The organism is Chitinophaga sp., assembly GCF_019236475.1.
Classification (GTDB): domain Bacteria; phylum Bacteroidota; class Bacteroidia; order Chitinophagales; family Chitinophagaceae; genus Chitinophaga.
On the sequence record NZ_JAFAIX010000013.1, the window covers coordinates 180549 to 206351 of the forward strand.

Sequence of the window (25803 nt, forward strand, 5' to 3'; positions counted from 1 at the left end):
TCTTTGCAGCATTCTCGGGTAACAAAATAAATCAATCGATATGGATGCAGCATACGACGTAGTAATCATCGGCGGAGGACCAATAGGAATAGCTTGCGCCCTGACAGCCCAAAGAGCAGGATTGTCATACCTCATACTGGAAAAAGGCTGTCTTACCAACTCCCTTTACAATTACCCGTTGTACATGACTTTTTTCTCTACTTCGGAAAGATTGGAAGTGGGTAATATTCCTTTTGTTTGTATCAATCCTAAACCCAACAGGCCGGAAGCCCTGGAATACTATCGCAGGGTTACTACCGCCAATCATCTGAATGTTCGCCTGTTTGAGGAAGTAAATGAAATTAAACCTAACGGTCAAGAATACACGGTGCATACCGCTAAAGGATTATATCATGCAAGGCACGTTGTTATTGCCACTGGCTTCTATGATATCCCGAACTTGCTGCAGATTCCTGGAGAACAACTGCCTAAAGTAACCCACTATTACAAGGACCCTCATTTCTACGCTACCCGCCAAGTGCTGGTAGTGGGCGCCAACAACAGCGCCGTAGACGCAGCGTTGGAAACCTATCGCCGAGGTGCGGAAGTAACGATGGTGATTCGAGAGGAAAGTATCGGAAAACGTGTTAAATACTGGGTAAAACCGGATATTGAGAACCGTATCAAGGAAGGTAGTATCAAGGCTTATTTTGGATCTTCTTTAGCGGAAGTACGCGAGAATGAAGCAGTCATCAATACGCCAGAAGGATTGGTTACGATTCCAAACGATTTTGTCATTGCGATGACTGGCTATCAGCCTAACTTCAACTTCTTGGAAAAAACAGGCATCGCCCTTTCAGACGATGCCAAAAAATATCCTGCTTATAATCCACTCACCATGGAAACCAATATGCCGCGCATTTACCTTGCTGGCGTGGTTTGTGGCGGAATGGACACACATGTATGGTTTATAGAAAACTCCCGCGAACATGCTGATAAAATTATTCAGCATATTAAAACTAGAGTTTAAATAATATTCACTTCCCGTTCTAAGGTTACACCAAATTTTTCCTGTACGCTATCTACTACCTGTTGCGACAGTTGGTAGATAGCATCGCCTTTGGCGGCACCATAGTTCACTAATACTAGGGATTGTTTAGCGTGTACCCCTGCATCTCCATTGCGATAACCTTTCCAGCCACATTGCTCAATCAGCCAGCCTGCTGCTAGCTTGTAATGATGATCTGGTAAAGGATAAGCCACCAGGTTCGGAAACGCTGCCTTCAGGGAATCATATTGCGCTGCATCAATAGAAGGATTCTTAAAGAAACTACCGGCATTACCAATTTCCGCTGGATTAGGCAGTTTGGAAGTACGAATATTGATAACAGCATCTGCAATAGCCCTGATAGAGAGTTCTTTCACCCCCATATGCTCCAGTTCCGCTTCTATAGCGCCATAGCTGGTATTAAAGTGCGGCACCTTGTTCAATCGGTAGGTCACATTCAGAATAGCAAACTGGTCTCTGAAAGCGCGTTTGAAAACACTTTCGCGGTAACCAAAATTGCAGGCTGCGTTGTCGAATTTCACTACTTTTCTGTCGTGCAAATGGAAGGCTTCCAACTCATGGAAACAATCTTTTATTTCCACACCATAAGCGCCGATATTCTGCATAGGGCTGGCGCCTACATTACCCGGAATCAGGGAAAGATTCTCCAATCCGGCCAGGTTCTGACCGATACAATACTGTACAAAGCCATTCCAGTTTTCACCAGCGCCGGCTTTCACATATACGTGCTCGTTATCTTCTCCTAATATTTCAATTCCTTTAATTTCATTCTTCAGCATGGTGCCGTCATAATCCTTTGTCAGCAGGATATTACTACCACCGCCCAGGATCATACGGGGATGATTGGTCACGCGACTATCGGAAAGCAGGGCTTCCAGCTCTTCTTTGTTGGCAAAAGGAGCAAAATAGCGTGCAGTAGCAGAGATGCCGAAAGTATTATACGGTTTCAGGAGAACATTTTCAGATATGAGCATAACTAAGCATTCAAAAACTTAACTTTAGATCCTGACAAAGATAAACTGGATTTACTAACATCAGCACATAATCTCCATGGAAAAAACTGCTATTGTAATTGGCGCCACTGGCCTGACAGGTACACACCTCGTCTCGGCCCTACTACATGACGGTTATTATACGCATATACGCGTGCTGGTCCGCAAGCACTTCTTCCATTCCAGGCCAGGTTTGGAAAGTATTATCGTGGATTATGAAGATGAAGCAACATTAAAAAATTTATTACAGGGCGATGTACTCTTCTGCTGTATCGGTACAACCATCAAAAAAGCGGGCACCAAGGAGAATTTCCGGAAAGTGGATTTTGATATCCCGGTAAGATGCGCCCGCCTGGCCCATGCCAATGGTGTCCAACAATTCCTTGTCATGTCGTCCATAGGGGCCAATCTTTACAGCCGTAATTTCTATCTGCGCACCAAAGGTCAACTAGAAGCGGCTATCGAAGGGGTTGGATTTAAATCCACTTCCATATTTCGACCTAGCTTCCTAATAGGACAGCGACAGGAATTCCGCCTTGGAGAATGGATCAGTAAATACCTTATCCAGCTATTTTACTTCCTGCTCCAAGGAAGATGGAAAAAGTACAGAGGGATCAAAGCCGCTACTGTAGCCAGCGCCATGCAAAAAATTGCCAAAAAAGAAGAAGCGGGAATCGCCATTTACGAATCAGATGCTATCCAGGAAATCGGAGAAACACCCGACTCGGTTTGATGAACTGTACGTATCTTTATTTCCTTATGCAACGACTTATATTCCTCCTCACCGTATTATTTGCTATAGCTTTATCCCAACCCGGTAAAGCACAAGACAATAGCTTCCCTGATAGCTGGTCTAGAACAGCCCAAAAACATACTGTACCCACCGGTAACATGTACCATGTACCGTATTTCACGCTGTTCCACCGCGAAATCATTGATTTCAATATCACCAACGGCGATAAAGCCGAAGGCTATACTTTTTACCAGACGCTGTATAAAAGTCTACAGGTACAACAAGCACTGAACAAAGACAGCTTCTCCTCTATCCAGATCCAGCTCAAACCCAATGAGGACGCCCGGAGCTTGCATGTTCGTAAGATTGGTGCAGATGGTACTGTCACCCCATTGGAAAAATCAGTTAGGGTAAATCCCAGCAGAACAGGGATCACCACCATTTCCATCAATAACCTCGATGTGGAGAAAGGGGATGAAATCGAATATGAACTGCTGGTAAAAAATCGGGGCGCTTACGCAGGAAATATGGTGATACAATCGGATGTACCTTGTGCAGAAGCCCAGTTCAAGCTGATTGCCCCTAAAAATATGGAGTTCCTCGTTCGCTCCAATCAACCCCAGATTGCACCAGGGGAAGAGCTGAAAGATAATAACCGCATCTACTCACTCACTACCCATAATGTAGGGGCTATTCCGATTAATCCCCTCTATAATGTAAAACCGTTCCTGCTCCGCGTAGAATATGGCTTGCATAATATTACAGAAAATGGTAAATCAACAGTCGTAACCTGGGAAGACTTCGGAAAAGCATCATATGTTCCTTATGTGGCTATCAATAAGCAGGAAGCCAAACTGGTGGAGAAAGAACTCAGTAACATTCCTTTCTTGCAACAGCGCTATCCGCTGCCACAACTGATCTACATGATTGAGCATTACCTCAAAACCACCTACGATCTCACCGAGGAACAGGATATGTATAGTGAGCCTGGTAATTTCGCTACAGCAATTCGCAATAAAAGAACGGACAAACAGGGCATGATCAAACTGTTTAACTCCTTCTTCTACTATCTCAATATTCCTTGCCAGATGATGTTTACTTCCTCCCGCAGTGAAATACCGCTGAGCAAAGATCTCGTAAATCCCTCTCTGGCAGAGAATATCCTAATCTATTTCCCAACCTTGGGTCAGGCGCTGGCCCCAACGGAAATGGATACACGATTCCCTTGCTATCCATCCAACTGGGTCAACTTACTAGCAGTGCGCTCCAGGGATACGCTGGTGAACGATCAAAACCAGGTACTCACCGATCTGATGAATACTCCTTTGCCTGCATATACGTTGAGTAATATTAGTACCGACGCCACTTTGACGGACTTCAATAACCCCACTTGGGAGCTAACGCAGTCTTTTGGCGGTTTTGCTGCCATCAATCTGAAACGCGCATTCACACGCGCCGGTAGCGATGTTTCCATGCGCAACGGCACATTCAACTCCATTCTGCCCTTATCATCGGATGAAAGGAAAGTATTAAAATACAGTGCCACCAACGAAACGTTCACCTATCAACCGCTGGATAAGCCCGTGGTGGTCAACTCCACACTGCTCACCTCTTCGCTGCTCACCAACGAAGCAGATGGCAGCAAGCATTTAAAACTCGGTGAATTACTCAGTGGTAGCCTGTTGATGAATCCCATCATGCCTCCAGGCCAATACCCTGTAGAACTAGCGTTTCCATTCTATTTCGAAACACGCCTCCACCTAGATATTCCACAAGGATATAAAATAAAAAACAAGGAAGATTTTGCTGCTGATATCACCAATGCTGCTGATAAATTAGGCTTCAAAATGCGCATGGTACAGGATGGTAACAAAGTACATCTCTTTGTAATACAATATTTCAAAGATGTAAGCTTCAACGGAGCTGATAAAGATCTGTTCCGCAAAATCCTGGAACGCGTACTGATACTGAAACAGCAGGAGTTAACTTTTGTAAAATAATACAGTGAGTTTATAATAGTTCCACCCAATGCGCTGAACTAAAAACAAAAAAGACATCGATGATGTCTTTTTTGCGCCAACTAATTAAAAATAATTATAATGTATATTCAAATGATATATTATAATAGTCATTTCGTTTATTTCTTTTGTTTCGTTTATTTCGTTTAATTAGTTATATTTGAATAGAAAATATTGATGTATATGGAAACAATTCTCAATAAAACCACAAAGCATGATCAAAAAATAGCCAAGGCAAATAGAGCACAAGTAACAAAAGCCTCTGCAGAAATAGCCAAGACAGATAGTGATACGGTGGCTTTACACCTGGAAGGTTTTAAATCTACTCTGAAGATTCCTAAGTCTGCCATGTTATTGCTTTTTGACATGTTGGATAAAATGGCAGATGGTAGTTCTATTTCATTACTATTTTCTGATGATAAGTCTGAAATCAGCACACAGCAGGCGGCTGAACTACTGGGCACCTCTCGTCCATATATTGTTAGCCTGCTGGAAAAAGGTGAAATTCCATTTACTAAAATAGGTACGCATCGAAGGATCCAAATGAAGGACTTAATTGCGTATAATCAGAAAATTAAGAAGAATAGGGCCCACAAGTTAGATTTTCTGACAGAACAAGCTCAGGACCTAAAAATGGGTTATTAATATGAGTTACAATAAAAGGTTTGTTGCCCTTTTAGACGCTAATGTTCTGTACCCTGCACCGCTACGCGATTTTTTACTTAGACTTGCTCAGGCCGAACTTTTCACTCCAAGATGGTCAGTCGAAATCCATGATGAATGGACACAGAATTTGTTGAAAAACCGCTCAGACCTAAAGCCTTCTCAGTTAGAAAAAACTCGCCAGGCAATGGATAGTGCATTTCCAACAGCAAATGTAACCGGCTATAAGAGTCTTATATCCGATCTAAGGTTGCCGGATGCTAATGATAGGCATGTATTGGCAGCAGCCATCAAAGGTCAGGCACGCATTATTATAACTGCAAACAAAAGAGATTTTCCTTCAAAGGAACTTAGGATCTACGGCATCGATGCGCAAACTCCTGATACATTTGTCTGTGCATTACTTGCAATGAATAAAGAAAAAGTGCTGGAAGCTTTAAGAAATCTTTTAAATGCGCTTAAAAATCCACCACAGACAATGGATCAAGTATTACAAACATTAAAGAGAGTTGGCTTGTCTCAAAGCGTTGCAATAATCAGTCGGGCAGTTTAAAGTAGATCCTACACACAATCCACATCCGGAACAATCACGACCGACCTGAATTTCTTCTCCGCCAGCAACTGTATGAAATATTCCCGCAGCATGTATTTCGTCTGGTTAATAATTTTGGTATCACGGGGCAGTTTTATCAGCATTTCTTGCAGATAATTATTCCTGACCCTGGCCACTGGCGGGGCTGCCGGGCCAACCAATTGTTGTCCTATATGAGGTTGCAACCAGCTAGCCAGCACCTGTGCGGCCTGTTCTACTGTTTGCTGATTCTTATGCTTTAAAGTGAGTTTCAACAGGCGATAAAACGGCGGATAGTGGAAGAATTGCCGTTCGGCGATTTCCGCTTCGTACATCGCCTTATAATCATGCGCTAGCACATAATGTAACACCGGATGTCGGGTATTGCTGGCCTGTACCAGTACTTTCCCTTTTTCATGTTTACGTCCTGCACGACCGCTCACCTGTTCCATCAACTGGAATGCCCGCTCATTTACCCTAAAATCAGGATAGCTGAGTAGGCTGTCGGCACTTAGAATACCCACCAAGTTTACATTTTCAAAATCCAACCCTTTCACCACCATCTGCGTACCTACCAGGATATCTACTTCCCGATCTTCCAACAGTTTGATCATTTTATTGTGACTGTCTTTATTCCTCACGGAATCCACATCCATACGGGTAATACGGGCTTCCGGGAAGATCTGTTGGAGATCATCCTCAATTTTTTCCGTACCAAAACTCTTGGGTATAAGTGACTGACTGCCACAAGCAGCACAGGTATAAACATAAGGATAACGGGTACCACAATAGTGACAATGCAGTTTATCCTGGTTGCGGTGATAGGTCAGGGATACATCACATTGTTTGCAATGTGGTATCCATCCACAAGTGGTGCACATCAGAAATGGTGCATAACCGCGTCTGTTTTGGAATAAAATGACCTGTTTTTCTGCCGCAATGCTTTCTGTGATAGCTGTTTTGAGGGCCAGGGAGATGTTACCGTCCATGGTCTTCTCAGCCATCTCTTTTTTGATGTCTACCACTTCCATAGCTGGCATCTCTACACCACCAAATCGCTCATTCAACTCTACCAATCCGTACTTTCCTTGTTTCGCATTGTAATAGGATTCCAGGGAAGGAGTGGCAGAACCTAGTAGCACCTTGGCTTTAAACAGTCCGGCGTAGTAAATGGCTGCATCCCTGGCATGGTAACGGGGAGCAGGGTCCTGCTGTTTATAGGAAGAATCATGCTCCTCATCCAGGATGATAAGTCCTAGGTCCTGGAAAGGCAGGAGGAGGCTAGAACGTGCGCCTAATACGATTTTCAGCTCACTATTCTTTACCTTATTCCAGATCTCCACTCGTTCGTTATTATTAAAACGCGAATGATAAATACCGATATGTTGTCCGAAATGTTTCTGGAGACGCCGTATAATCTGGGCGGTAAGGGCAATCTCTGGAAGCAGATATAGCACCTGTTTCCCTGAGGCCAGGCATTCTTCCATCAATTTCACATATACCTGTGTTTTTCCGGAAGAGGTAACCCCATGGAGTAAAGTAACCTGCTTTGTATTGAAATGGTCTTTTACGTGGTGGAGAGCCTGTTCCTGAGAGGGACTCAGACTAAAATCAATCTGGGCTTCCAGTTTATGCTGCTTAATACGATCAACAGCCCGTTTCTCCACCAATAGAATGCCTTTGTCTACCAGCCCTTTCAACTGGGCAGTAGTGGCGCCTGATTTACGGAGCAGGGCATTCTGCGTTACCTCTCCCGTTGTTTTCAACAGATGCAGGTAAGCCAGTAACAGTTCCATTTGTTTTTGCGCACGCCCGAAATCATTCAGGAGTACCGCCAACTTCTCCTCCTCATGATAATCAGGATGAAGCAAAACAAAGTTTTCTGTTTTCTCTTTATATACTTCTTTCAGTTCCTCATAGATCAGGCAAACTTTTTTCTCAATCAGTTTCTTGATCACAGAGTAAACCTCGGATTTATCTAATATCAGTTGCACTTCCTCAATGCGTAGCTCCTTGCGTATTTGCAAGGCTTCCGCGATGAGATATTCATCATCGTCCAACTGCGTATAATCGTCGCCGAAGGCATCGTTATAGAGGAGTAATGTTTCGCTAGAGAGCTTCAGATGGGCAGGGAGAGCGGCATTGAGCACCTCCCCTTCGCTACACATATAATAACTGCCAATCCAGGACCAGAATGCTAACTGTGTGGGATACACGACAGGTTCCTTATCCAGGAGATCCAGCAAAGGTTTGGTTTTATAGTCGGCCGGCGCTTGCTGATGAATTGCCTTTACAATACCGGCATACTTCTTCTGTTTACCCAGTTGTACAGCCACACGACTGCCTACCTGGATACTACCCGCCATATTTTCGGGAACAGAATAGGTATAATTTTTAGGTAAAGCCAGTGGCAATATTACATCTGCATACTTCATCGGGTGACTTCCAATGTTGGATATTTGCGGCGTTTACGCAGCTCTGCGTCCATCACATCGTAAACGCGTTGTTTGAGCGTATTGATATCGTCGAGGGTTAGGCCATCTACCGAAATCGGCGGCAAATATACCACGCGGCATTTGCCAGGATTCAGTCTCATCAGACCTCCTTTACCAGCAGGAAAACGATCTCCTGCATCTACATAAAGTACTGGTTTCAGAGGAATCTGCATTTCTATGGCCATACGGAATGCGCCGTTATGAAATGGTCTTAATGGCGCTTCAGTTTCATTGGTAGTACCTTCTGGGAACATTAACACGGAGATACCTGCTTTGAGCATACTCATCATTTCACGTACACTCTTGGCGCGGGCTGGTGCGTTAGAACGGTCAACAGGTACTACAGAATTCCTGTAAATGAAGCCAAAAAAGGGAATTTTGGACATTTCCACCTTTCCAAGTGGACGGAAAGGCAGCCGCATTACCTTCACCGCGATGGCGGCATCCAAGTAACTGCGGTGATTTACCACGAAAATGCAAGGTTCATTACCCTCTTTGCAAAGATGTTCCTTGGTCACTCGCATTCCTACTAGCGGAAACCAAGCATGCGCCCAGAACCGAAGAAAGTAAAAAATGATATTTCCACCTTTCTCCTTTCCCAGCAAGGATGCCAGAAATATTGGCGGAAGAATGAGAAACATGATTCCCAGGAAGATAATGGCGGCGTATACTACATAAATAACACGCAACAATTTCAATAATAATTTCATAAACGCCCCTTAACAGTGGTTTGAATTAAACCGGAAAACTACGATTTAAATATGAATTCTTTAGACAAGATTCATCATTCACAATGACAGGTCCAGTCCTTATCTAGGTCGATGCAGGTGATTACCCTGGCATTGTTTTCATCACATGGTGCAAAAACGATGCGAAGATGTTGGCCCTCATGGGAATGTCCTTCCAGGGCAAAAGTAGGACAAGGATGATCGTTCGGATTAGATTTTTCAAGGTTCACTTCGCCATTGGCAAGAATCTCTTGCACTTCCCCTTCTGTCACATGTCGGCATTCCATGCGACACCTGGCATGCTTAGTATACTCTAGCCTGGCATGACGATTAAGGAGGCTGCCGGAATAATCGGCGGCAGACCTAGGAGGATGTGTGACAACAGATTTATTGCTGGCTGCCGTGGAGTGCTCACTTCTCCACCATTTTTGCTGCCAGCCTGCTATTAACAGCAGGGCCAATAAACCGACCGGCAGATATTTCTGTGCAGTTTTCATATATACATTCGAACGGCGCGTAAGTTAGGTAAAATTCCTGACCTGACTATGACATAAAAAGTTCCTACCTTTGCCCTCCTTTATGGAACAAGTAAAAACAGTAGCTTTTCATACACTCGGCTGCAAGCTGAATTTTTCAGAAACCTCCTCAATAAGCAGGTTACTGGAACAGGACGGGTTTGTGAAAACGGATTTCGACGACACGGCAGATGTATATGTGATCAATACCTGTTCAGTAACTGATAATGCTGACAAGGAATGCCGCCAACTGGTACGCCGCATTCAGCGCCGCGCCCCAGAAAGCATGGTGGTGATCACCGGCTGTTATGCCCAGTTGAAACCTGAAGAGATCGCTTCTATCGAAGGAGTAGACCTCGTACTCGGTGCAGCAGAGAAATTCAATATCGCAGAACACCTGAAAACCCTCACCAAGGGCAACAGTGCCAAAATCTGCTCTTGCGATATCGAAGATGTCAATTCTTTCCATTCTTCCTATTCACTCCACGATCGTACCCGTACTTTCTTGAAAGTACAAGATGGTTGTGACTATAACTGTACTTTCTGCACCATTCCGATGGCCAGAGGTAAAAGTCGTAGCGACAGTGTTGCAAACGTGGTGAAAAATGCGGAAAAACTCGCTGCCAACGGCGTAAAAGAGATTGTACTCACTGGCGTAAACTTAGGCGACTTCGGAAAAGGCTTTGAAGGCGGTAAGAAAAGGGAAGAAACCTTTTATGAGCTGGTACAGGAGCTGGATAAAGTAGAAGGCATCGAACGCTATCGTATCAGTTCTATCGAGCCTAATTTGCTGACACCGGAAATCATTGAGTTTGTAGCCAACAGCCGCAAATTCATGCCGCATTTCCATATTCCACTCCAGAGTGGCAGCAACGAAATTCTGGGCCTGATGCGCCGCAGATATCGCAGAGAACTGTATGCAGAGAAAGTAGGTCTCATCAAACAATTCATGCCACATTGTTCCATTGGCGTGGATGTGATTGTAGGTTTCCCTTCTGAATCTGATGAACATTTCCGCGAAACGTATGATTTCCTCCATAGCCTGGATGTATCTTACCTGCACGTATTCACTTACTCAGAAAGAGCCAATACCCTGGCGCTGGACATCCAACCAGTAGTACCAGTAAATGTGCGCCATGAAAGAAATAAAATGCTCCGTAACCTCAGTCATAAAAAATTGCAGTTCTTTACGGAACAACATATCGGTCAAACCCGCAAAGTCCTCTTCGAATCTCATAACAAAGAAGGGATGATGGAAGGATATACCGATAATTACATCAAGATCACTACTCCTTTCAGAGAAGAATGGAGCAATAATATCATCGACTGGGAACTGCGTTAAGCGGTAGTTTCTCCCATAAAAAATAACCCCGACAGCCAACTGTCGGGGTTATTTTTTTCAACATCACCTGGTCATCATGAAGTGCCTCACTTAGGGAAGTTAGGGCTGTTCTTCACTTCCACAATTTGTTGCGTATGCCTGTTAGTGTGTGCAGCATCCAACAGTAGCAACTGATACGCATCAATAGGACCCATAGGCGTTTTATCTGTCACGTGATTACGCATATCGTCATTTGTATTGGTAACATATGCGATGACCTCATCACGTTTTGTAATAAAGTTCTGAATAGTTTGTTGCGGTGATTGATCATCTTTTGGAACAAACTGTTCTGGTGCCTTGAATTTTTTACTACGATCTTCTACGCCAGAAACGATCATTTGATCAGTTACTTTTATCATGGCTCTTTTTGAAGAATCAGCAGGTTCTTTCATCATGGCTTGTTCTCCTGCAAACATGCCTGTTTCTGCGCGATTGATATGTTCTACAACTTCAATAACTGACCAGCGATCAGGTGCAGGCTTAAATTTCAGTTGTTCATCAGATAACCCCTGCACTTCTTTCAGCAGGTTTGCTTTTGTGTCGGTGAGAAGTGTTAATAGCAATGTTTTGTCGTCCCGATGTAGGGCTTTTTTAGGGGGAACAAAACTAGCGCATAACACGACAAGGATCAATAAGAGTGATTTTTTCATCGTGATAGTGTTTGGTGGTAAATAGAAAGTATAAACAAGTTACGAAACTTCCAGTGTACGTAGCAATGATAAAAACTCTTCTCTTTGGATGAACCCGGCTCCCAGCGAGCGAAGGTGATCCGTTTCCACCTGGCAATCAATCATGCCGAATTGATCCACATGATCCTGTACAAAAGTTATAAAAGCTGCTTTGGATGCATTGCTGACCTTACTAAACATCGACTCACCAAAAAAAACTCTACCGAGTCGAATACCATAGCATCCACCCACCAATTCCCCTTCTAACCAAGCCTCCACAGACATGGCATATCCCAGCTCATGCAAACGGATATAAGCCTTTTCCATCTGGCTGGTAATCCAAGTACCATCTTGCCCTGCTCGTGGAATATGGCTACATGCCCGGATCACCGCAGGAAAATTACGGTTATAAGTGATTTGAAATGTTTTTTTACGCAATACCTGCTTCATACTGGCAGATACCTTCAGATTTTGAGGAAAGAGAACAAAACGGGGATCAGGACTCCACCAGAGAATAGGCGGCTCACTAAACCAAGGGAATATACCAGATTGATAGGCCAATACCAGCCGTGCAGGACTCAGATCTCCACCCACAGCCAGCAGCCCATCCGGCTCCGCGTACGATACATCTGGAAATATTAAGTCTTTCGACAGTCGGAATATCATGCTATTGATTAACCGCTTCCTCTATCGTAACGCTCAGCCCACGTTCCTGCAACGCCTCATACATAGGACGCAATTTCCTGTATTCGCCCTGTTTAACGGCATATTTACCGTTAAAATGGATAATAAGTGCACATTGTTCGGCCTGTTCGTGGTTATGACCGCAAACTTCCATCAATGAAGTAATTACCCAATCGAATGTATTTACATCGTCGTTCCATACTACCAGGTTAAACGGAAACTGTTCATCTTCCGCCACCAGCACATCATCCTGTTCTTCCGTAATTACTTCTGTATTAGTGTGTTCGATCATTGTTAAAGAAAGCTTTATGCAAAATTACGCGGAATATTCGTTAATTTATCCACATTTGAGTAATGATAATATAGATGTGTCGAGATAATGACTGAAAATCATCACTAAAAATTCAGTTATTTTCCGATAGTCTTTTAAAATCGGTCACATGAAGTATAGCTTGGTATTATTGATGAAACTTGCCCTACCATTGAAAGATCCCATTCCTATTTTTTCTTTGGTATTGTTTATCATCCTCTTGGCCCCCATTATTCTCAGAAAGTTCAGGATTCCCAGTATTATCGGGCTTATCCTGGCAGGGATGTTGATTGGGGACCATGGATTTAAAATTATTGAAAAGGGAAGTATTGACCTGTTTGGTAAAGCAGGTTTGTTGTATATCATGTTCCTAGCCGGCCTGGAGCTGGATATGAATGAATTCCGGAAAAACCGATACCGAAGTATGGTTTTCGGGGCATTCACCTTTTTTATCCCACTCACCATGGGATACATCGTCTGCACCTACCTCTTACATTTCAATTTTATGGCCACCTTGCTCGTGTCCAGTATGTTTGCCACCCATACATTGGTGGCTTATCCGCTGGCCAGTAGATTGGGAATTACCAAGAATGAAGCCGTGACGGTGGCCGTGGGAGGAACCATTATCACAGATACCGCCGTACTTGTGATTTTGGCAGTGATTACCGGTGCAGAAGCAGGCAATCTTAATGCGGAATTCTGGATAAAACTGAGCATTTCCCTGATTGTATTCGCCACCATCATCTTGTGGCTGATGCCGATGTTGGGCCGCTGGTTTTTTAAGAAAATCAAAGACGATAAAACCTCTCACTTCATCTTCGTACTGGCGTTGGTGTTTGCCGCCGCCTTCCTAGCCGAGCTAGCCGGCGTAGAAGGTATTATCGGGGCATTCCTAGCCGGATTGGCGTTAAATCAACTGATCCCACATACCTCGCCGTTGATGAACAGGATTGAGTTTGTAGGTAATGCGTTGTTTATACCTTTCTTCCTCATCAGTGTAGGCATGCTGGTAGATTTACGCGTACTATTGAAAGGACCGGAAGCGCTGATCATCGCGGGAACGCTGACATTAATGGCACTCAGTAGTAAATGGCTGGCAGCCTGGTTTACACAGTTGGTATTCCGATACAGTCCTGTGCAACGCAGGGTGATCTTCGGTCTTAGTAGCGCGCATGCTGCCGCTACGATTGCCGTTATTCTCATCGGGTTCAATATGCACATCGTAGATGAGAATGTATTGAACGGTACTGTTGTGCTGATCCTCATCACTTGCCTGGTAGGCTCTTTCGTAACAGAAAACGCAGGTCGTAAACTGGCGATACAAGAAGCTACAGAAAAACCAGAGATCCCAGATCAGCCAGAACGTATACTCATTCCCGTAGCCAATCCAGAACGTATAGAATCATTGCTGGATTTTGCCGTAATGATAAAAGATCCGCATGCTAGCACGCCTATCTATCCACTGGCCATTGTACAGGATAATGCAGTAGCTAAAGAGAGCATCCATGCGAGCAACAAGATGATGGAGAAAGCCGTTATCCATGCTGCTGCCACAGAGAGCGAATTGCAAGTAGTTACGCGTATAGATCTCAACGTTTCAGATGGTATTGCCCGCGCTACCAAAGAATTGATGGTAAGCGATGTCATCCTCGGATGGACAGATAAAACCAGTGCTACAGACCGTTTCCTCGGTTCGTTTTTCGGTAGTACCCTGGACAACGTATTGCAAAGTGTTTGGGAAACCTTATACGTGTGCAGTTTCCAGCATCCATTAAACACTACTAAGAAGATGGTGCTCGCACTGCCTAAAAACGCGGAATATGAAATGGGCTTCCTGCATTACTTGCAGAAAATGTTGATGCTGGCCAAACAAGCCGGCGCGCGTCTCCTGATATTCTGCGCACCAAACACTAAAAAAGAAATCGAAAATTACCTGGTACAATCCAAAATGAGCATTGAAATCATTTACAAAGATTTCGACGGTATGGAAGATTTCCTAGTGCTCAGCAGGGAAGTAACACGAGATGACCTTGTAGTAGTGGTTACAGCCCGTAAAGGGACCTTATCCTATAATGCCTACATGGAGTCCCTCCCAAGCAAAATAGACCGCCATTTCAAGGATAATAACGTAATTCTGCTATATCCTGAACAAACAGCGATCGATTATATGGAAGCCGGTATTCAACCGGAAGATCTTACGCTGGCTCCTATTCAAGAACAACTCGCCAATTTGAACAAACTTGGTAAAGTGGTGAAACGTATTTTCAAAGGGAAGAAATAGTTTTTTCTCGCAAAGGTTACAGAGGAACAAAGGCGCAAAGGGAATTTTATGGAGACAAAATTCCCTTTGCGCCTTTATAATTTTTCTTAGCGTCTTTGCGTGCAAACAAAAAAAAAGACCCGCGTGAAACGCGAGTCTTTATCTGTGGGAGTTGACGGATTCGAACCATCGACCCTCTGCTTGTAAGGCAGATGCTCTAAACCAACTGAGCTAAACTCCCTTAAAAAAGATCTTTATAGTTATTTGAAGTAGTGGGAGTTGACGGATTCGAACCATCGACCCTCTGCTTGTAAGGCAGATGCTCTAAACCAGCTGAGCTAAACTCCCTAAAAAGATCTTTAATATTTTATAAAGTGGGAGTTGACGGATTCGAACCATCGACCCTCTGCTTGTAAGGCAGATGCTCTAAACCAGCTGAGCTAAACTCCCATTCTTTTCTTCGTAACCGTCGAGCCTTTCGTTCGATGGGATTGCAAAGGTATAATCTATTTTTATTCTACCAAATATTTTTTCAAAAAATAGAAAAAAAGTTTGTTTTCATATCTACTTCAATGAACCTCAAACACTTATCAGCAAAGGATTTGCAAGGTTATAAAAAAAATTAGGATTGATGTAGCACCAATCCTAATTCTTGTCACTTTTTATACAATTTGGGTCGTGTCTCCCTAATTATTTCTTCTTTTTCTTCTCTACTTTCTTCTCTGCCTTCTTCACAAAATTACCTTCGAAGAAACATTTAATACCTCTGTATGCACCACATCCCCCCATCTCACGAATCGCTACTCTACCTGCTGAAAATTGGAATGCAATACCACAAGATGTCTCTTTATCTTTAAACTCTCCTCTGTTACCGGCGAGGTATTGTCCTTTTCCACTTACCTCTCCTTTACACTTTCCATTATCTTTTGAGAAGGTAATGAAGAACTGGAATGTTTTACCATCCTCACCATCACGAATAGACACCAAACTCATATCACCACTGGTGTAATCACCGGAGAATTTATGCTTGCGAGGCAGCGTATCCAAAGGATTGAAGATCTGTCCTGGTACAGAAAGACTGCTGGTATTCGTCATAATCAGCGTGGTACTGCCATCTGCCGCTACGCCAAAGAAATCTTCCCGCTGCGTTTCCCTATTATTCCCATTCTGTAGTTCTGAAGTCAGCTTAATCACATTTCTGTTGTCTATCAATACAGAAGAAAATACGCCGTTTCTACCGGCATCGGCTACACGAATTCTTTTCAGGAAATGCCCTTTTTTCTTATCCATAAAGCAGAGATAAGCCACCGTGCCCGAACGGCCAGATGCCTTCACCACCATATAATCTACAGGATTGCCCGTCATGCGTTGCAAAGGCCAAAATTTCACTTTCTCATTCTTTGCAAAATCCCCTTTCGTCAGCGTATCCGTTAAAAAACGATGGATGTCTGCCGTATCCAAAGTCAGCGAATCCGCCAACGTCAATTTCAAGGAATCGGGCGACAGCTTGTAAGGCAATTGGCTCACCGGAAACTCTTCTCGGAACTCTTCCAAGGTCATAGGCTCATTTCCACCATGGCCGGATTTTTTCGTCTTGCAGGCCGCAAAAACACCTATTGTCAATAGTACTAACAGATAACGCTTCATTTCTCGATTAAATTCTAGGCAAAAGTTAAATTAAATTTTGATATGTGCGCCTCCAAAAACAAAAAACATACCGGATATATAAAAGTTCGTTTTAATTATTTAGCTTTGTCTAAATTTTAATTTAGGTTATATGAATTTAACAGTCGCGGAAGAGAATTATATCAAAGCCATTTATAAGCTACAGGAAGGCGATCAGGCAGTTACCACCAATGCCCTCGCCTATGAACTGGACACTAAACCGGCATCCGTGACCGACATGGCCAAAAAATTAAAAGAAAAAAAACTGATCGATTACGAAAAATACCAAGGCATCACCCTCACCCCGGAAGGCCGTAAAACAGCCCTCCAAGTGGTACGCCGCCATCGCCTATGGGAATGCTTCCTGGTAGATAAACTGTCGTTCAGTTGGGAAGAAGTACATGAACTGGCGGAAGAACTGGAACATGTACGCAGTGAAAAACTCATCAACCGCCTCAGCGATTTCCTCGGTAACCCAGTCATAGACCCCCATGGAGATCCTATTCCCGACGCCCATGGACGCATGGCCAAGCCACGCCCGCAAACGCCCCTGGATCAGGCAAACGCGAAGCGATTGGTAGTAACCGCCGTAAGCGATCAATCCACTGCCCTCCTCGCCTTCCTAAACGCTAAAGGCATCAAGCTGGGCACACAACTGGAAATCGTTGCGCACTATGAGTTTGATAACTCTATCGAAATTAAAATGAAACATTTATCTAGTCTGACCATCAGTGAACAGGTGGCAAAAAATATAATGGTAAGACCGCTATAACATTTATCCAATGGGACCGTCATTAAGCGAAGTACATGAAAGTATAGACACCGGCAGTAAATCTAAATGGAAGAAAATATTTGCCTTCTTTGGACCCGCATATCTCGTTAGTGTAGGTTATATGGACCCCGGAAACTGGGCCACAGACCTCGCCGGCGGTAGTAAATATGGCTATACCCTCCTCTGGGTACTGCTCATGAGTAACCTCATGGCACTATTACTGCAAAGTTTGGCCGCTCGCTTGGGCATCGTTCGTGGGCGCGACCTTGCACAGGCCAATCGCGAAACGTACCCTCCCTTTGTCAATTTTGTTTTATACTTACTGGCAGAAATTGCCATCGCCGCCACAGACCTCGCCGAAGTACTGGGTATGGCCATCGGTATACAACTGCTGACTGGTCTGCCGCTAATTTGGGGCGTTAGTTTGACCGTATTGGATACCTTCCTGCTACTGGTATTACAACGCTTCGGCATGCGCAAAATGGAGGCATTTATCATCGCGCTGGTGGCGGTGGTGGGCACTTCCTTCCTGATAGAACTGCTGCTGGCCAAACCACAGATGAGCGAAGTAGTGAAAGGCTTTGTGCCGATCATTCCAGATACTACAGCACTGTATATCGCCATTGGTATTATCGGAGCCACCGTAATGCCGCATAACCTTTACCTGCACTCAGCACTGGTACAAACAAGGAAAATAAAACGAGACGATAAAGGCATCCGTCAGTCAATAAAACTTAACTTTATAGACAGTACCATCGCGCTGAACCTGGCCTTCCTGGTGAATGCCGCCATATTGATTTTGGCCGCTGCCGTGTTCTTCAAAACAGGTCGCACTGAAATCGCGGAAATCCAGGATGCGCACGAGTTACTAGAGAAATTGCTGGGTACCAAACTAGCCCCTATTCTCTTCGCTGTGGCGCTGATTGCAGCCGGGCAAAGTTCTACCGTTACTGGTACACTTGCCGGTCAGATCGTAATGGAAGGGTATCTCCGCCTGCGTATCAACCCCTGGTTGCGCAGACTGATTACCAGGTTGCTCGCTATTATTCCTGCATTGTTGGTAATCCTCATCGCTGGAGATAAAGAAGTAGGCGCCCTGCTGGTTTTCAGCCAGGTGCTACTGAGTATGCAACTTGGATTCGCGATCATCCCATTGATTCATTTCGTCAGCGATAAACAAACCATGGGAGATTTTGCCATCAAAACCCCGACAAAAATCCTAAGTTGGCTCATCGCTGCCATATTGGTTTATCTGAATATCAAAATGGTGTACGAAGAAGCAAGTAACTATATCGCTGGTAAAAGCAATCCTATCGTGGATGTCATTATCATCCTCGTAGGACTCGCCTTTATCGTGCTGCTGATTTACACTGTGGTTTATCCATTGATTGTGAGATACCGCCTGGCGCCTGCCAATCCGAACATCCACACCGCCCAGGTTTCTCTCGGCGAGCTGGAACACCCGGTATATCGCCGTATCGCGATGGCCTTAGAGTTCGGGAAAATTGACGAAAAAATTATTCGCAATGCCATTGCTCATGGGAACGAACTGACAGAGTATATCCTCATTCATATCGTGGAAAGTGCTTCCGCAAAATACTTTGGTAAAGATTCCTTTGACCTAGAAACCCGTAAAGACCAAGAACAACTGGATACCTACGTTGCGTTACTCAAAAGCAGGAATATCCACGCCCGTGGCGTACTTGGATATCGCAGAAGAGCGAATGAAATTGCGAGAATTGTGAGAGAAGAGAACGCAGATTTTCTGGTTTTAGGTGGACACGGACACAAAGGACTGAAAGATATTATCTATGGTGAAACTGCCAACCAGGTGCGTCATAAAGTGAAAGTGCCCGTATTGGTAGTACAATAATTTTCTATGCTGCAATTATTCCAACCCGGCGATACCAAATCATTTAGGCGTGTGGTGCGTTCGGAAGACTGCGCTACTTTTGAGAGCGGTAACGTACATCCTGTATATGCCACGTTTGCCCTTGGCAGAGATGCAGAATGGTGTTGCAGATTGTTTGTACTGGAAATGAAAGAGGAAGATGAAGAGGGGATTGGAGCTGCCTTATCGGTGGAACATCACTCGCCTGCATTAGTAGGCGCCACGGTAGAATTCACGGCTACGGTAACGCATATACTCCATCATACGATTACCTGTAGTTATACCGCTCATGTAGATGGAAGACTGATTGCAAGCGGCACACAAGTGCAAAAGATCTTAAAGAAAGAAAAACTGAACAAATTATTTTCGCAGCATTCCTCCTAAACAGGAGCAATGCTGCGAGATATTTTATAGTCCCAGGGCCGCTTTCAGGCGAGGGTACCCTGTTTTACTCACCAACACTTTAGCCCCACTGCGTAGAATAGCCAGGTGATTTTCCTTTTCGTAAGGGTCGATTCTCGTCACCTGGTTCACATTGAGGATATAAGAACGATGTACCCTTGTAAACTGTTGCGGGTCCAATGTTTGCTCAAAGAAAGCCATGGTTTTATTCTTCAGGAAATTACCTTCCTGCGTTACAATTTTCACATAATCATCCGCAGCTTCTAGGTAGTGAATATCATGCACTGGAATGATTTTAATCTTACCATTTATTTTCACCACCACCCGATTACTCTGTACAGGAGAGCTTCCTGCCGCTTCCAAGAGGGCGTTGGTATCTGGTGTAGGCGTAGGTGTCACAGGCGTTTGACGATCCAGCCATTTCTGCAATGCTTTATCAAAACGTTCTTTGGAGAATGGCTTCAGCAGGTAATCTACCGCATTCACTTCAAAAGCGCGAATAGCATGCTCTTCAAAGGCGGTGGTAAAGATAACTGCGGGCATATTTTCTACCAGTTCCAGCATTTCAAAACCGGTAATTTTAGGCATTTGTATATCTAAGAAAATGATATCCGGCTGATGCTGCTGGATGGCTTTTAATCCTTCAAATCCATCGTTGCACTCCTGCAGTATTTCCACCTGTGGAAAGCCCATCAGGTATTCCTTGACTACTTCTCTTGCCAATGGCTCATCATCAATTATTACTGCTTTTATCATGTGTTTGCGGTACTTTAATCAGTGTTGTAAATATATTTTCGTTCGTGGAGGTTTCCAGCAAATCATGTCTGGCAAACAACAGGTATAACCTGCGATGAATGGATTTAAGGCCGAAGCCGGTTCCTTTTTTCGGCTGTTGTAAATCGGTATCAAAAGGATTTTGTACTTCTAGGTATAATGTATTTTCTCCTGCCCATGCCCTTATGTTGATGGCTATTTCACCCACAGTGTCATACAAGCCGAACTTGATGGCGTTTTCCACCACTGGCTGTAGCAACATAGGTGGCATGAACATTTTCTCAGCGCCTTCATCGTAAGAAACATTGGTGGTCAATCGGTGGCCGAATCTCACTTTTTCAATATCCAGGTATAATCCCAGGTATTGCAGTTCATCCGTGAGGGAGATCCATTGATCGTCTTCTCTTTTGATGGAACCGCGCAGGAAATCGGACAACTTCAGCACCATTTCGCGTGCCTGTGTAGGCCGGAGCATAATCAATGCGTTGATGGAATTCAAGCTGTTGAAAAGGAAGTGCGGTTGTAATTGTTGTCTTAATTTATACAACTCTGCTTCGCGTACAATTTTCTCGGTATCTTCCTTTCTTTGGAGTGCCTGTCGCTGTTCTTCCAGGTCGTACCACATGATACTGCGAAAGCCCACTCCCGTCACTATTAACCAACCCATGATGCAATAAACAGGTATGCCCCTGCTCAGCCACATTAGGTAATAAGCATCTTCTGAAAAGGTTTTATACAATATCCATTGAGATGATGCGACCCAAAGGAATGTCATCGCGCAGCTAACAACAGATACATAGAGAAACTGGACCAAACTAGACCCTGGCCGGTAATATGCCAAGTTACTGCTAATCAGCAGGCACACAGAAGCCAGTAGGCATGTATGAACGGAACTATCGGTCACCGATTGCCAAAAAGGGAAATCGAACCATTGCCATAACAGTAACGTATACACGATAAAGACTATGGAAAAGGTTGCGATAAATACCCTTGAAGTGGTGCCGCTATATATTGATTTTGCCAAGGAAAGGTTTAGTTATGAAGTTCAGCCAAAGGATGTTCCTGGAGTTGTGCAGATTTTGTCTGCAACCAGGCCACGTAGGACTTAGGATCACCGGGCTCCTCAATGCGGGAATATACTTCCATGCCATCTGTCAGATCAGACAGGGTGTATATTTCCGGTACATTGATAAATTTCCATTGAACCAATTCCTCCTGATGATTTTTGAATGCATATTGTTCCTGCATACCTATTTCATGAGCTTTTGCCAGTGCGTCTTTTTTAGTTCCCGCACTGATCAGGCGGATTTGTTCGTCGAACTGCGGGGTATGGTTACCGCTTCCGCAGATGATCTGATAAACGACTTTTGCAACAAACCAATTCATATCATAATGTTTTTCAGGATGAGAGTATAAGAAGGGGTTAACGGGATGTACATTTCAACTTATATATAGCTCTTGATCTCAACGCCACCGAATATGCAGCTCCCCTTAATGATCAGGGTTTTGCCTTGGGTGGTTGCCCGCATCAGTTCAGGAGAGCGTTTATCTTCTACGCCACCCAGGATGGTAGTGACATCTGTTTTTACAATCCAGTTGGACGGTACTACGATTTCACAACCTCCGAAGATCGCGGTTACATCCAGCACTGCGGTATCTTGAATATCTGCTTGGCTAAGGTTGATATCTGCCCCACCGAAGACGGAGGATACGGTACCACCCTTGAAGTTTTTAGACATCACCAGTTTATTGACACCGCTGAAAATCGCGGAAGTATTGATTACATCGTCGGTGAAAGATTCGCCGCTGTTGTAGTTATACGTGTAAGTATAGCTGTAGCCGCTATTGCCGGCCGTATCTGAATGTGTTTCTCCTATCTTTCGCCACTGCTTCCGATGATCGCCACCTGCCCAGAAATCCGAATTCCGCTTCAGCACCACTACCACACCGATTACGATCAATACCACCGGCCAAATAAACTGTGCGGTATTATAAGGCCAACTGAGAATTTCCCCGGCCAGGAAGATACCGCCTACCATTAGCATCGCCAGCCAACCACCACCTCTGAAACTGTGTTTAAAGCCTATCACCAATCCCAATACGATCAGGAGCATCTGCCAAGAGAAAATCCAATATGGAATATCAAGGTTCATTCTGCGAAGAATGAGACCTGTACCGATCAAGATCAGGATGATACCGCCAACGGCGCCTCCTCTTCTATTTCTGTTATCTTTTATTTCTGTTTCTGTATTTGACATTGTTCGAATTTTATAATACAAAAGTAGATCACCAGACTTCCCCTATCAAGAGGGGATAGGTCAAGGTGATACGTTTACCGGTAAAATGCAGGAATTTACCGGTGAAAATGAATTGGTGAATATGCTGGCGGATTTACCGGACTATAATTCCACGGTGATTAAGGCATTCTTGCCGGCGAGCGCTGCTACAGTGGCTTGCAGGTCCGACACCATTTGGTCAGGTCCACAGATATAGAAATGCTGGTGAAAATCCTTTACTTTCTCTTTCAAATAGACGGTATCAATGACGTGATGATCATATCCAGCGGCCTTTTCACGGGTTAGGGTATTGATAAACCGACTGCCCAGCATTTGTTCGAATTCTTCTTTCAGAATAATATCTCCAACGGTTTTATTGGAGCAGATGAGGGTATTATTGCCCAATCGGCCTTCCTGCTGCAGTTGGCGGAATATGGCAATGAAAGGCGTTACACCGGCGCCACCGGCAATAAACACGCCTTCTCCTTTATAATGGATAGCGCCCCAAACATCATGTAGGATCAATTCATCGCCGGCTTTCAGCAAGGCCAATTGGCCAGTAACGCCATTTCTTTCCGGATAGGATTTGATGGTAAATTCCAGGTGATCCCAGTCGTTCAGGCCAGTAAAGGTAAATGGGCGACGTTGGTCTTCCCATCCGGGCTTATTGATAGTTACCTCGGTAGCCTGACCGGGTAAAAACGTATACCCTTTGGGTTTAGCTACTTTATATCGTCTTACATCATGTGTAACGGGTGTTACGGACAATACTTTAACGATGTGCTGTTCCATGTTGCAGGTTGCTTTGGGAGTAATTAAACTATCAAGATGAATTTAAGAAATATTTCCCTATTTATTAGTTATCGGGAGACGCGTGAACAACTGGCTGACAAGCTTCGCCCAGCGCTGATAGTCTTTCCCAGATGGGTGGAGTCCGTCCGCTGCTACGAGGGTACTATCTTGCACCGCTTCACGGGTAAATGGCGTTATATCGATGTAATGTACCTGGAAATCCGCAGCTATACGTTTATTGGCGGCATTGAAGGCATCTATCTCCTTAGCAATCTGCGCTACATCTCTATCAGCGGCAAAGGGAGTTACGCCCCAATCGGGAATAGATAATACCACTACATGATCGGCCCCATTGCGACTAAATCCAATCGCTTTACGCAAGAGGTCGGTAAACTGGGTTTCATATTCTTCCAAGCTTCTGCCTCTGTATTGGTTATTCACCCCGATGAGTAAACTCACGAAATCATACTGGTTTCCTTGGATGGCTGCAGCTTTTATGCCAGCATCCAGTTCGTCGGTGGTCCATCCGGTAACGGCGATAATTTTCGGCAAATCGATGGAAAAGCCGCCATTTTGCAGCATTTGAACCGTTTGTGCAGGGAAACTTTCATTCGTGGGCACACTTTCTCCAACTGTATAGCTATCGCCCAGGGCGAGATAGGTAAGATTCATGGTAGATAAAAAGATTATGGGTAATGGTGAAACAGCTAGCAAAATAGGATTAATCTTAACATAAGCAAAAAGTTATATACACCATCAGTTTTTAAGTTAAAACTATCAAAAACTGGCTACCTTTTCAGTTCAGAATGCCTACCTTTGCACCCGATTACAACAATTACGTAACGCATAAAGAAACCGTTTTATGCCGGCAGAAAAAATATCGATGAACAATGGACTGTTACAGGTCCCTACCCACCCCATCATCCCATTTATTATAGGCGACGGCATTGGTCCGGATATCTGGAAAGCAAGTGTGCGCGTATTCGACGCAGCTGTGGAGATAGCCTATGGTGCTGATAGGAAAATTGAATGGAAAGAAGTACTGGCAGGTGAGAAAGCCTTCCAGGAAACCGGCGAATGGCTGCCGAAAGCAACACTGGATGCATTGAAAGAGTACCTGGTGTCTATCAAAGGCCCGCTGTCCACGCCAGTAGGTGGCGGTATCCGCTCTCTGAACGTGGCAATGCGCCAGGAGCTTGACCTGTACGCCTGCGTAAGGCCTGTACGTTGGTTCAACAAAGTACCTTCTCCTGTTAAACATCCGGAAAAGGTGGACATGGTTATCTTCCGTGAAAACACTGAAGATATCTATGCAGGTATCGAATACATGACAGGTACGCCTGAATGTGACAAACTGTTGAACTTCCTGCAGAATGAAATGGGAGTGAAAAAAATCCGCTTCCCAGAATCTTCTTCTCTCGGTATCAAACCTGTTTCTGTTGAAGGTACTGAAAGACTGGTTCGTGCAGCTATCCTGTACGCACTGGAACACAAACGTCCTTCCGTTACGATCGTTCACAAAGGTAACATCATGAAATTCACCGAAGGTGGCTTCAAAAATTGGGGCTACGCGCTTGCTGAGAGAGAATTCGGTGATAAAGTGTATACTTGGGAAACTTGGGAAAGAATCAAGAAGGAAGAAGGCGAAGACGCTGCGAACAAATCTCTCAAAATCGCTACTGCTGAAGGCAAACTGCTGATTAAAGATGTGATTGCAGACAACTTCCTCCAACAAATTCTCCTTGCTCCACAAGATTACTCCGTAGTAGCTACCCTCAACCTGAATGGTGACTATATCTCCGACGCACTCGCTGCTGCTGTTGGTGGTATCGGTATCGCTCCAGGTGGTAACATCAACTACAAAACTGGTCATGCGGTGTTTGAAGCTACTCACGGTACCGCTCCACGATTCGCAAATACCAACACCATGAACCCATCTTCTGTTATCCTCAGCGGGGTAATGATGATGGAATACATGGGCTGGAAAGAAGCTGCGAAAATCATCGTAGATGGTTTGAGCACTGCGATCGCTCGCAAACGCGTTACCATCGACTTCTACAACCTGATGGATGATGCTACGCTGGTGAAAACTTCAGAATTTGCGGATGAAGTGATCAAACAGATGAACAATCATCACTAATCGTTTTTTCAACATTTTTATATTT

General features: G+C 44.3%; 25 protein-coding genes and 3 tRNA genes. 11 read left to right on the forward strand and 17 right to left on the reverse strand.

Annotated features, from left to right (window positions below; translation table 11 throughout):
• The first annotated feature begins 40 nt into the window (after positions 1 to 40).
• Complete coding sequence (locus JO154_RS22760) at positions 41 to 1009, forward strand: YpdA family putative bacillithiol disulfide reductase (protein WP_291950147.1); 969 nt, start codon at positions 41 to 43, stop codon at positions 1007 to 1009.
• On the opposite strand, the gene murB is transcribed toward JO154_RS22760, so the two are convergent.
• Entirely contained in the window at positions 1006 to 2022 is a 1017-nt protein-coding gene (gene murB / locus JO154_RS22765) for a UDP-N-acetylmuramate dehydrogenase (protein ID WP_291950150.1), read from the reverse strand. The two genes, JO154_RS22760 and murB, sit on opposite strands and share 4 nt — an antisense overlap.
• A 76-nt stretch (positions 2023 to 2098) precedes the next feature.
• Here murB and JO154_RS22770 point away from each other — a divergent pair, with 76 nt between their 5' ends.
• From JO154_RS22770 to JO154_RS22785, 4 genes are all read left to right on the forward strand, one after another.
• A complete protein-coding gene (locus JO154_RS22770; RefSeq protein ID WP_291950154.1) occupies positions 2099 to 2773 on the forward strand; it encodes an NAD(P)H-binding protein in 675 nt (224 codons plus the stop codon).
• A 26-nt stretch (positions 2774 to 2799) separates the two neighbouring features.
• Entirely contained in the window at positions 2800 to 4773 is a 1974-nt protein-coding gene (locus JO154_RS22775; RefSeq protein ID WP_291950157.1) for a DUF3857 domain-containing protein, read from the forward strand.
• Between the two features lie 201 nt (positions 4774 to 4974).
• Entirely contained in the window at positions 4975 to 5436 is a 462-nt protein-coding gene (locus JO154_RS22780; RefSeq protein ID WP_291950160.1) for a helix-turn-helix domain-containing protein, read from the forward strand.
• Position 5437: 1 nt separating this feature from the next.
• Positions 5438 to 6007, forward strand: a complete 570-nt coding sequence (locus tag JO154_RS22785; protein ID WP_291950164.1) for a PIN domain-containing protein — start codon at positions 5438 to 5440, stop codon at positions 6005 to 6007.
• Positions 6008 to 6015: 8 nt separating this feature from the next.
• Here the strand turns inward: JO154_RS22785 and priA are convergent, their stop codons facing one another.
• The 3 genes from priA to JO154_RS22800 all read right to left on the reverse strand — a co-directional run bounded on the left by priA (position 6016) and on the right by JO154_RS22800 (position 9745).
• A complete protein-coding gene (priA, locus tag JO154_RS22790; protein WP_291950166.1) occupies positions 6016 to 8460 on the reverse strand; it encodes a primosomal protein N' in 2445 nt (814 codons plus the stop codon).
• Positions 8457 to 9230 carry a 1-acyl-sn-glycerol-3-phosphate acyltransferase gene (locus JO154_RS22795; protein WP_291950169.1) on the reverse strand — a complete coding sequence of 258 codons (774 nt, stop codon included), beginning with the start codon at positions 9228 to 9230 and terminating at the stop codon, positions 8457 to 8459. The genes priA and JO154_RS22795 overlap by 4 nt, the downstream gene beginning before the upstream one ends.
• 74 nt (positions 9231 to 9304) lie before the next feature.
• The gene (locus JO154_RS22800) at positions 9305 to 9745 is read right to left on the reverse strand and encodes a DUF4258 domain-containing protein (RefSeq protein WP_291950173.1); all 441 of its coding nucleotides are present in this window, start codon (positions 9743 to 9745) and stop codon (positions 9305 to 9307) included.
• Positions 9746 to 9827: 82 nt separating this feature from the next.
• Here JO154_RS22800 and mtaB point away from each other — a divergent pair, with 82 nt between their 5' ends.
• Positions 9828 to 11105: a tRNA (N(6)-L-threonylcarbamoyladenosine(37)-C(2))-methylthiotransferase MtaB gene (gene mtaB, locus JO154_RS22805; RefSeq protein WP_291950176.1), complete on the forward strand. Its 1278-nt coding sequence runs from the start codon at positions 9828 to 9830 to the stop codon at positions 11103 to 11105.
• 86 nt (positions 11106 to 11191) lie between these two features.
• On the opposite strand, the gene JO154_RS22810 is transcribed toward mtaB, so the two are convergent.
• The 3 genes from JO154_RS22810 to JO154_RS22820 are packed head-to-tail and all read right to left on the reverse strand — an operon-like array spanning position 11192 to position 12788.
• Entirely contained in the window at positions 11192 to 11794 is a 603-nt protein-coding gene (locus tag JO154_RS22810; protein ID WP_291950179.1) for a DinB family protein, read from the reverse strand.
• A 39-nt stretch (positions 11795 to 11833) separates the two neighbouring features.
• Complete coding sequence (gene aat / locus JO154_RS22815; protein WP_291950182.1) at positions 11834 to 12478, reverse strand: leucyl/phenylalanyl-tRNA--protein transferase; 645 nt, start codon at positions 12476 to 12478, stop codon at positions 11834 to 11836.
• Between the two features lies 1 nt (position 12479).
• Positions 12480 to 12788: an ATP-dependent Clp protease adaptor ClpS gene (locus JO154_RS22820; RefSeq protein ID WP_291950185.1), complete on the reverse strand. Its 309-nt coding sequence runs from the start codon at positions 12786 to 12788 to the stop codon at positions 12480 to 12482.
• Positions 12789 to 12936: 148 nt separating this feature from the next.
• On the opposite strand from JO154_RS22820, the gene JO154_RS22825 reads away from it, so the two are divergent.
• On the forward strand, positions 12937 to 15087 hold the full coding sequence (locus JO154_RS22825) for a cation:proton antiporter (protein ID WP_291950188.1): 2151 nt from the start codon (positions 12937 to 12939) through the stop codon (positions 15085 to 15087).
• A gap of 145 nt (positions 15088 to 15232) precedes the next feature.
• Here JO154_RS22825 and JO154_RS22830 read toward each other — a convergent pair.
• The 4 genes from JO154_RS22830 to JO154_RS22845 all read right to left on the reverse strand — a co-directional run bounded on the left by JO154_RS22830 (position 15233) and on the right by JO154_RS22845 (position 16713).
• Positions 15233 to 15307: transfer RNA gene (locus JO154_RS22830), tRNA-Val, on the reverse strand.
• A gap of 32 nt (positions 15308 to 15339) precedes the next feature.
• A tRNA-Val gene (locus JO154_RS22835) sits at positions 15340 to 15414 on the reverse strand.
• Positions 15415 to 15441: 27 nt separating this feature from the next.
• A tRNA-Val gene (locus JO154_RS22840) sits at positions 15442 to 15516 on the reverse strand.
• A 240-nt stretch (positions 15517 to 15756) separates the two neighbouring features.
• Positions 15757 to 16713, reverse strand: coding sequence for a hypothetical protein (locus JO154_RS22845; protein ID WP_291950192.1), 957 nt, complete (start codon positions 16711 to 16713; stop codon positions 15757 to 15759).
• 130 nt (positions 16714 to 16843) lie between these two features.
• On the opposite strand from JO154_RS22845, the gene JO154_RS22850 reads away from it, so the two are divergent.
• The 3 genes from JO154_RS22850 to JO154_RS22860 are packed head-to-tail and all read left to right on the forward strand — an operon-like array spanning position 16844 to position 19778.
• Complete coding sequence (locus JO154_RS22850) at positions 16844 to 17503, forward strand: metal-dependent transcriptional regulator (protein ID WP_291950194.1); 660 nt, start codon at positions 16844 to 16846, stop codon at positions 17501 to 17503.
• Positions 17504 to 17513: 10 nt separating this feature from the next.
• Complete coding sequence (locus tag JO154_RS22855; protein ID WP_291950197.1) at positions 17514 to 19376, forward strand: Nramp family divalent metal transporter; 1863 nt, start codon at positions 17514 to 17516, stop codon at positions 19374 to 19376.
• 6 nt (positions 19377 to 19382) lie between these two features.
• Positions 19383 to 19778: a hotdog domain-containing protein gene (locus JO154_RS22860; protein WP_291950200.1), complete on the forward strand. Its 396-nt coding sequence runs from the start codon at positions 19383 to 19385 to the stop codon at positions 19776 to 19778.
• 24 nt (positions 19779 to 19802) lie between these two features.
• Here JO154_RS22860 and JO154_RS22865 read toward each other — a convergent pair whose 3' ends face one another.
• The 6 genes from JO154_RS22865 to JO154_RS22890 form a co-directional block, all read right to left on the reverse strand.
• Complete coding sequence (locus JO154_RS22865) at positions 19803 to 20552, reverse strand: LytTR family transcriptional regulator DNA-binding domain-containing protein (RefSeq protein WP_291950203.1); 750 nt, start codon at positions 20550 to 20552, stop codon at positions 19803 to 19805.
• The gene (locus JO154_RS22870; RefSeq protein WP_291950206.1) at positions 20530 to 21594 is read right to left on the reverse strand and encodes a histidine kinase; all 1065 of its coding nucleotides are present in this window, start codon (positions 21592 to 21594) and stop codon (positions 20530 to 20532) included. The genes JO154_RS22865 and JO154_RS22870 overlap by 23 nt, the downstream gene beginning before the upstream one ends.
• 8 nt (positions 21595 to 21602) lie before the next feature.
• Entirely contained in the window at positions 21603 to 21956 is a 354-nt protein-coding gene (locus JO154_RS22875; protein WP_291950209.1) for a DUF4288 domain-containing protein, read from the reverse strand.
• A gap of 59 nt (positions 21957 to 22015) precedes the next feature.
• Entirely contained in the window at positions 22016 to 22828 is an 813-nt protein-coding gene (locus JO154_RS22880) for a LiaF domain-containing protein (RefSeq protein WP_291950212.1), read from the reverse strand.
• 141 nt (positions 22829 to 22969) lie between these two features.
• Positions 22970 to 23638 carry a flavodoxin reductase gene (locus JO154_RS22885; RefSeq protein WP_291950215.1) on the reverse strand — a complete coding sequence of 223 codons (669 nt, stop codon included), beginning with the start codon at positions 23636 to 23638 and terminating at the stop codon, positions 22970 to 22972.
• A gap of 57 nt (positions 23639 to 23695) precedes the next feature.
• Positions 23696 to 24310, reverse strand: a complete 615-nt coding sequence (locus JO154_RS22890) for an SGNH/GDSL hydrolase family protein (protein ID WP_291950219.1) — start codon at positions 24308 to 24310, stop codon at positions 23696 to 23698.
• Positions 24311 to 24500: 190 nt separating this feature from the next.
• On the opposite strand from JO154_RS22890, the gene icd reads away from it, so the two are divergent.
• Positions 24501 to 25778: an NADP-dependent isocitrate dehydrogenase gene (gene icd / locus JO154_RS22895; protein ID WP_291950221.1), complete on the forward strand. Its 1278-nt coding sequence runs from the start codon at positions 24501 to 24503 to the stop codon at positions 25776 to 25778.
• Positions 25779 to 25803 lie beyond the last annotated feature (25 nt).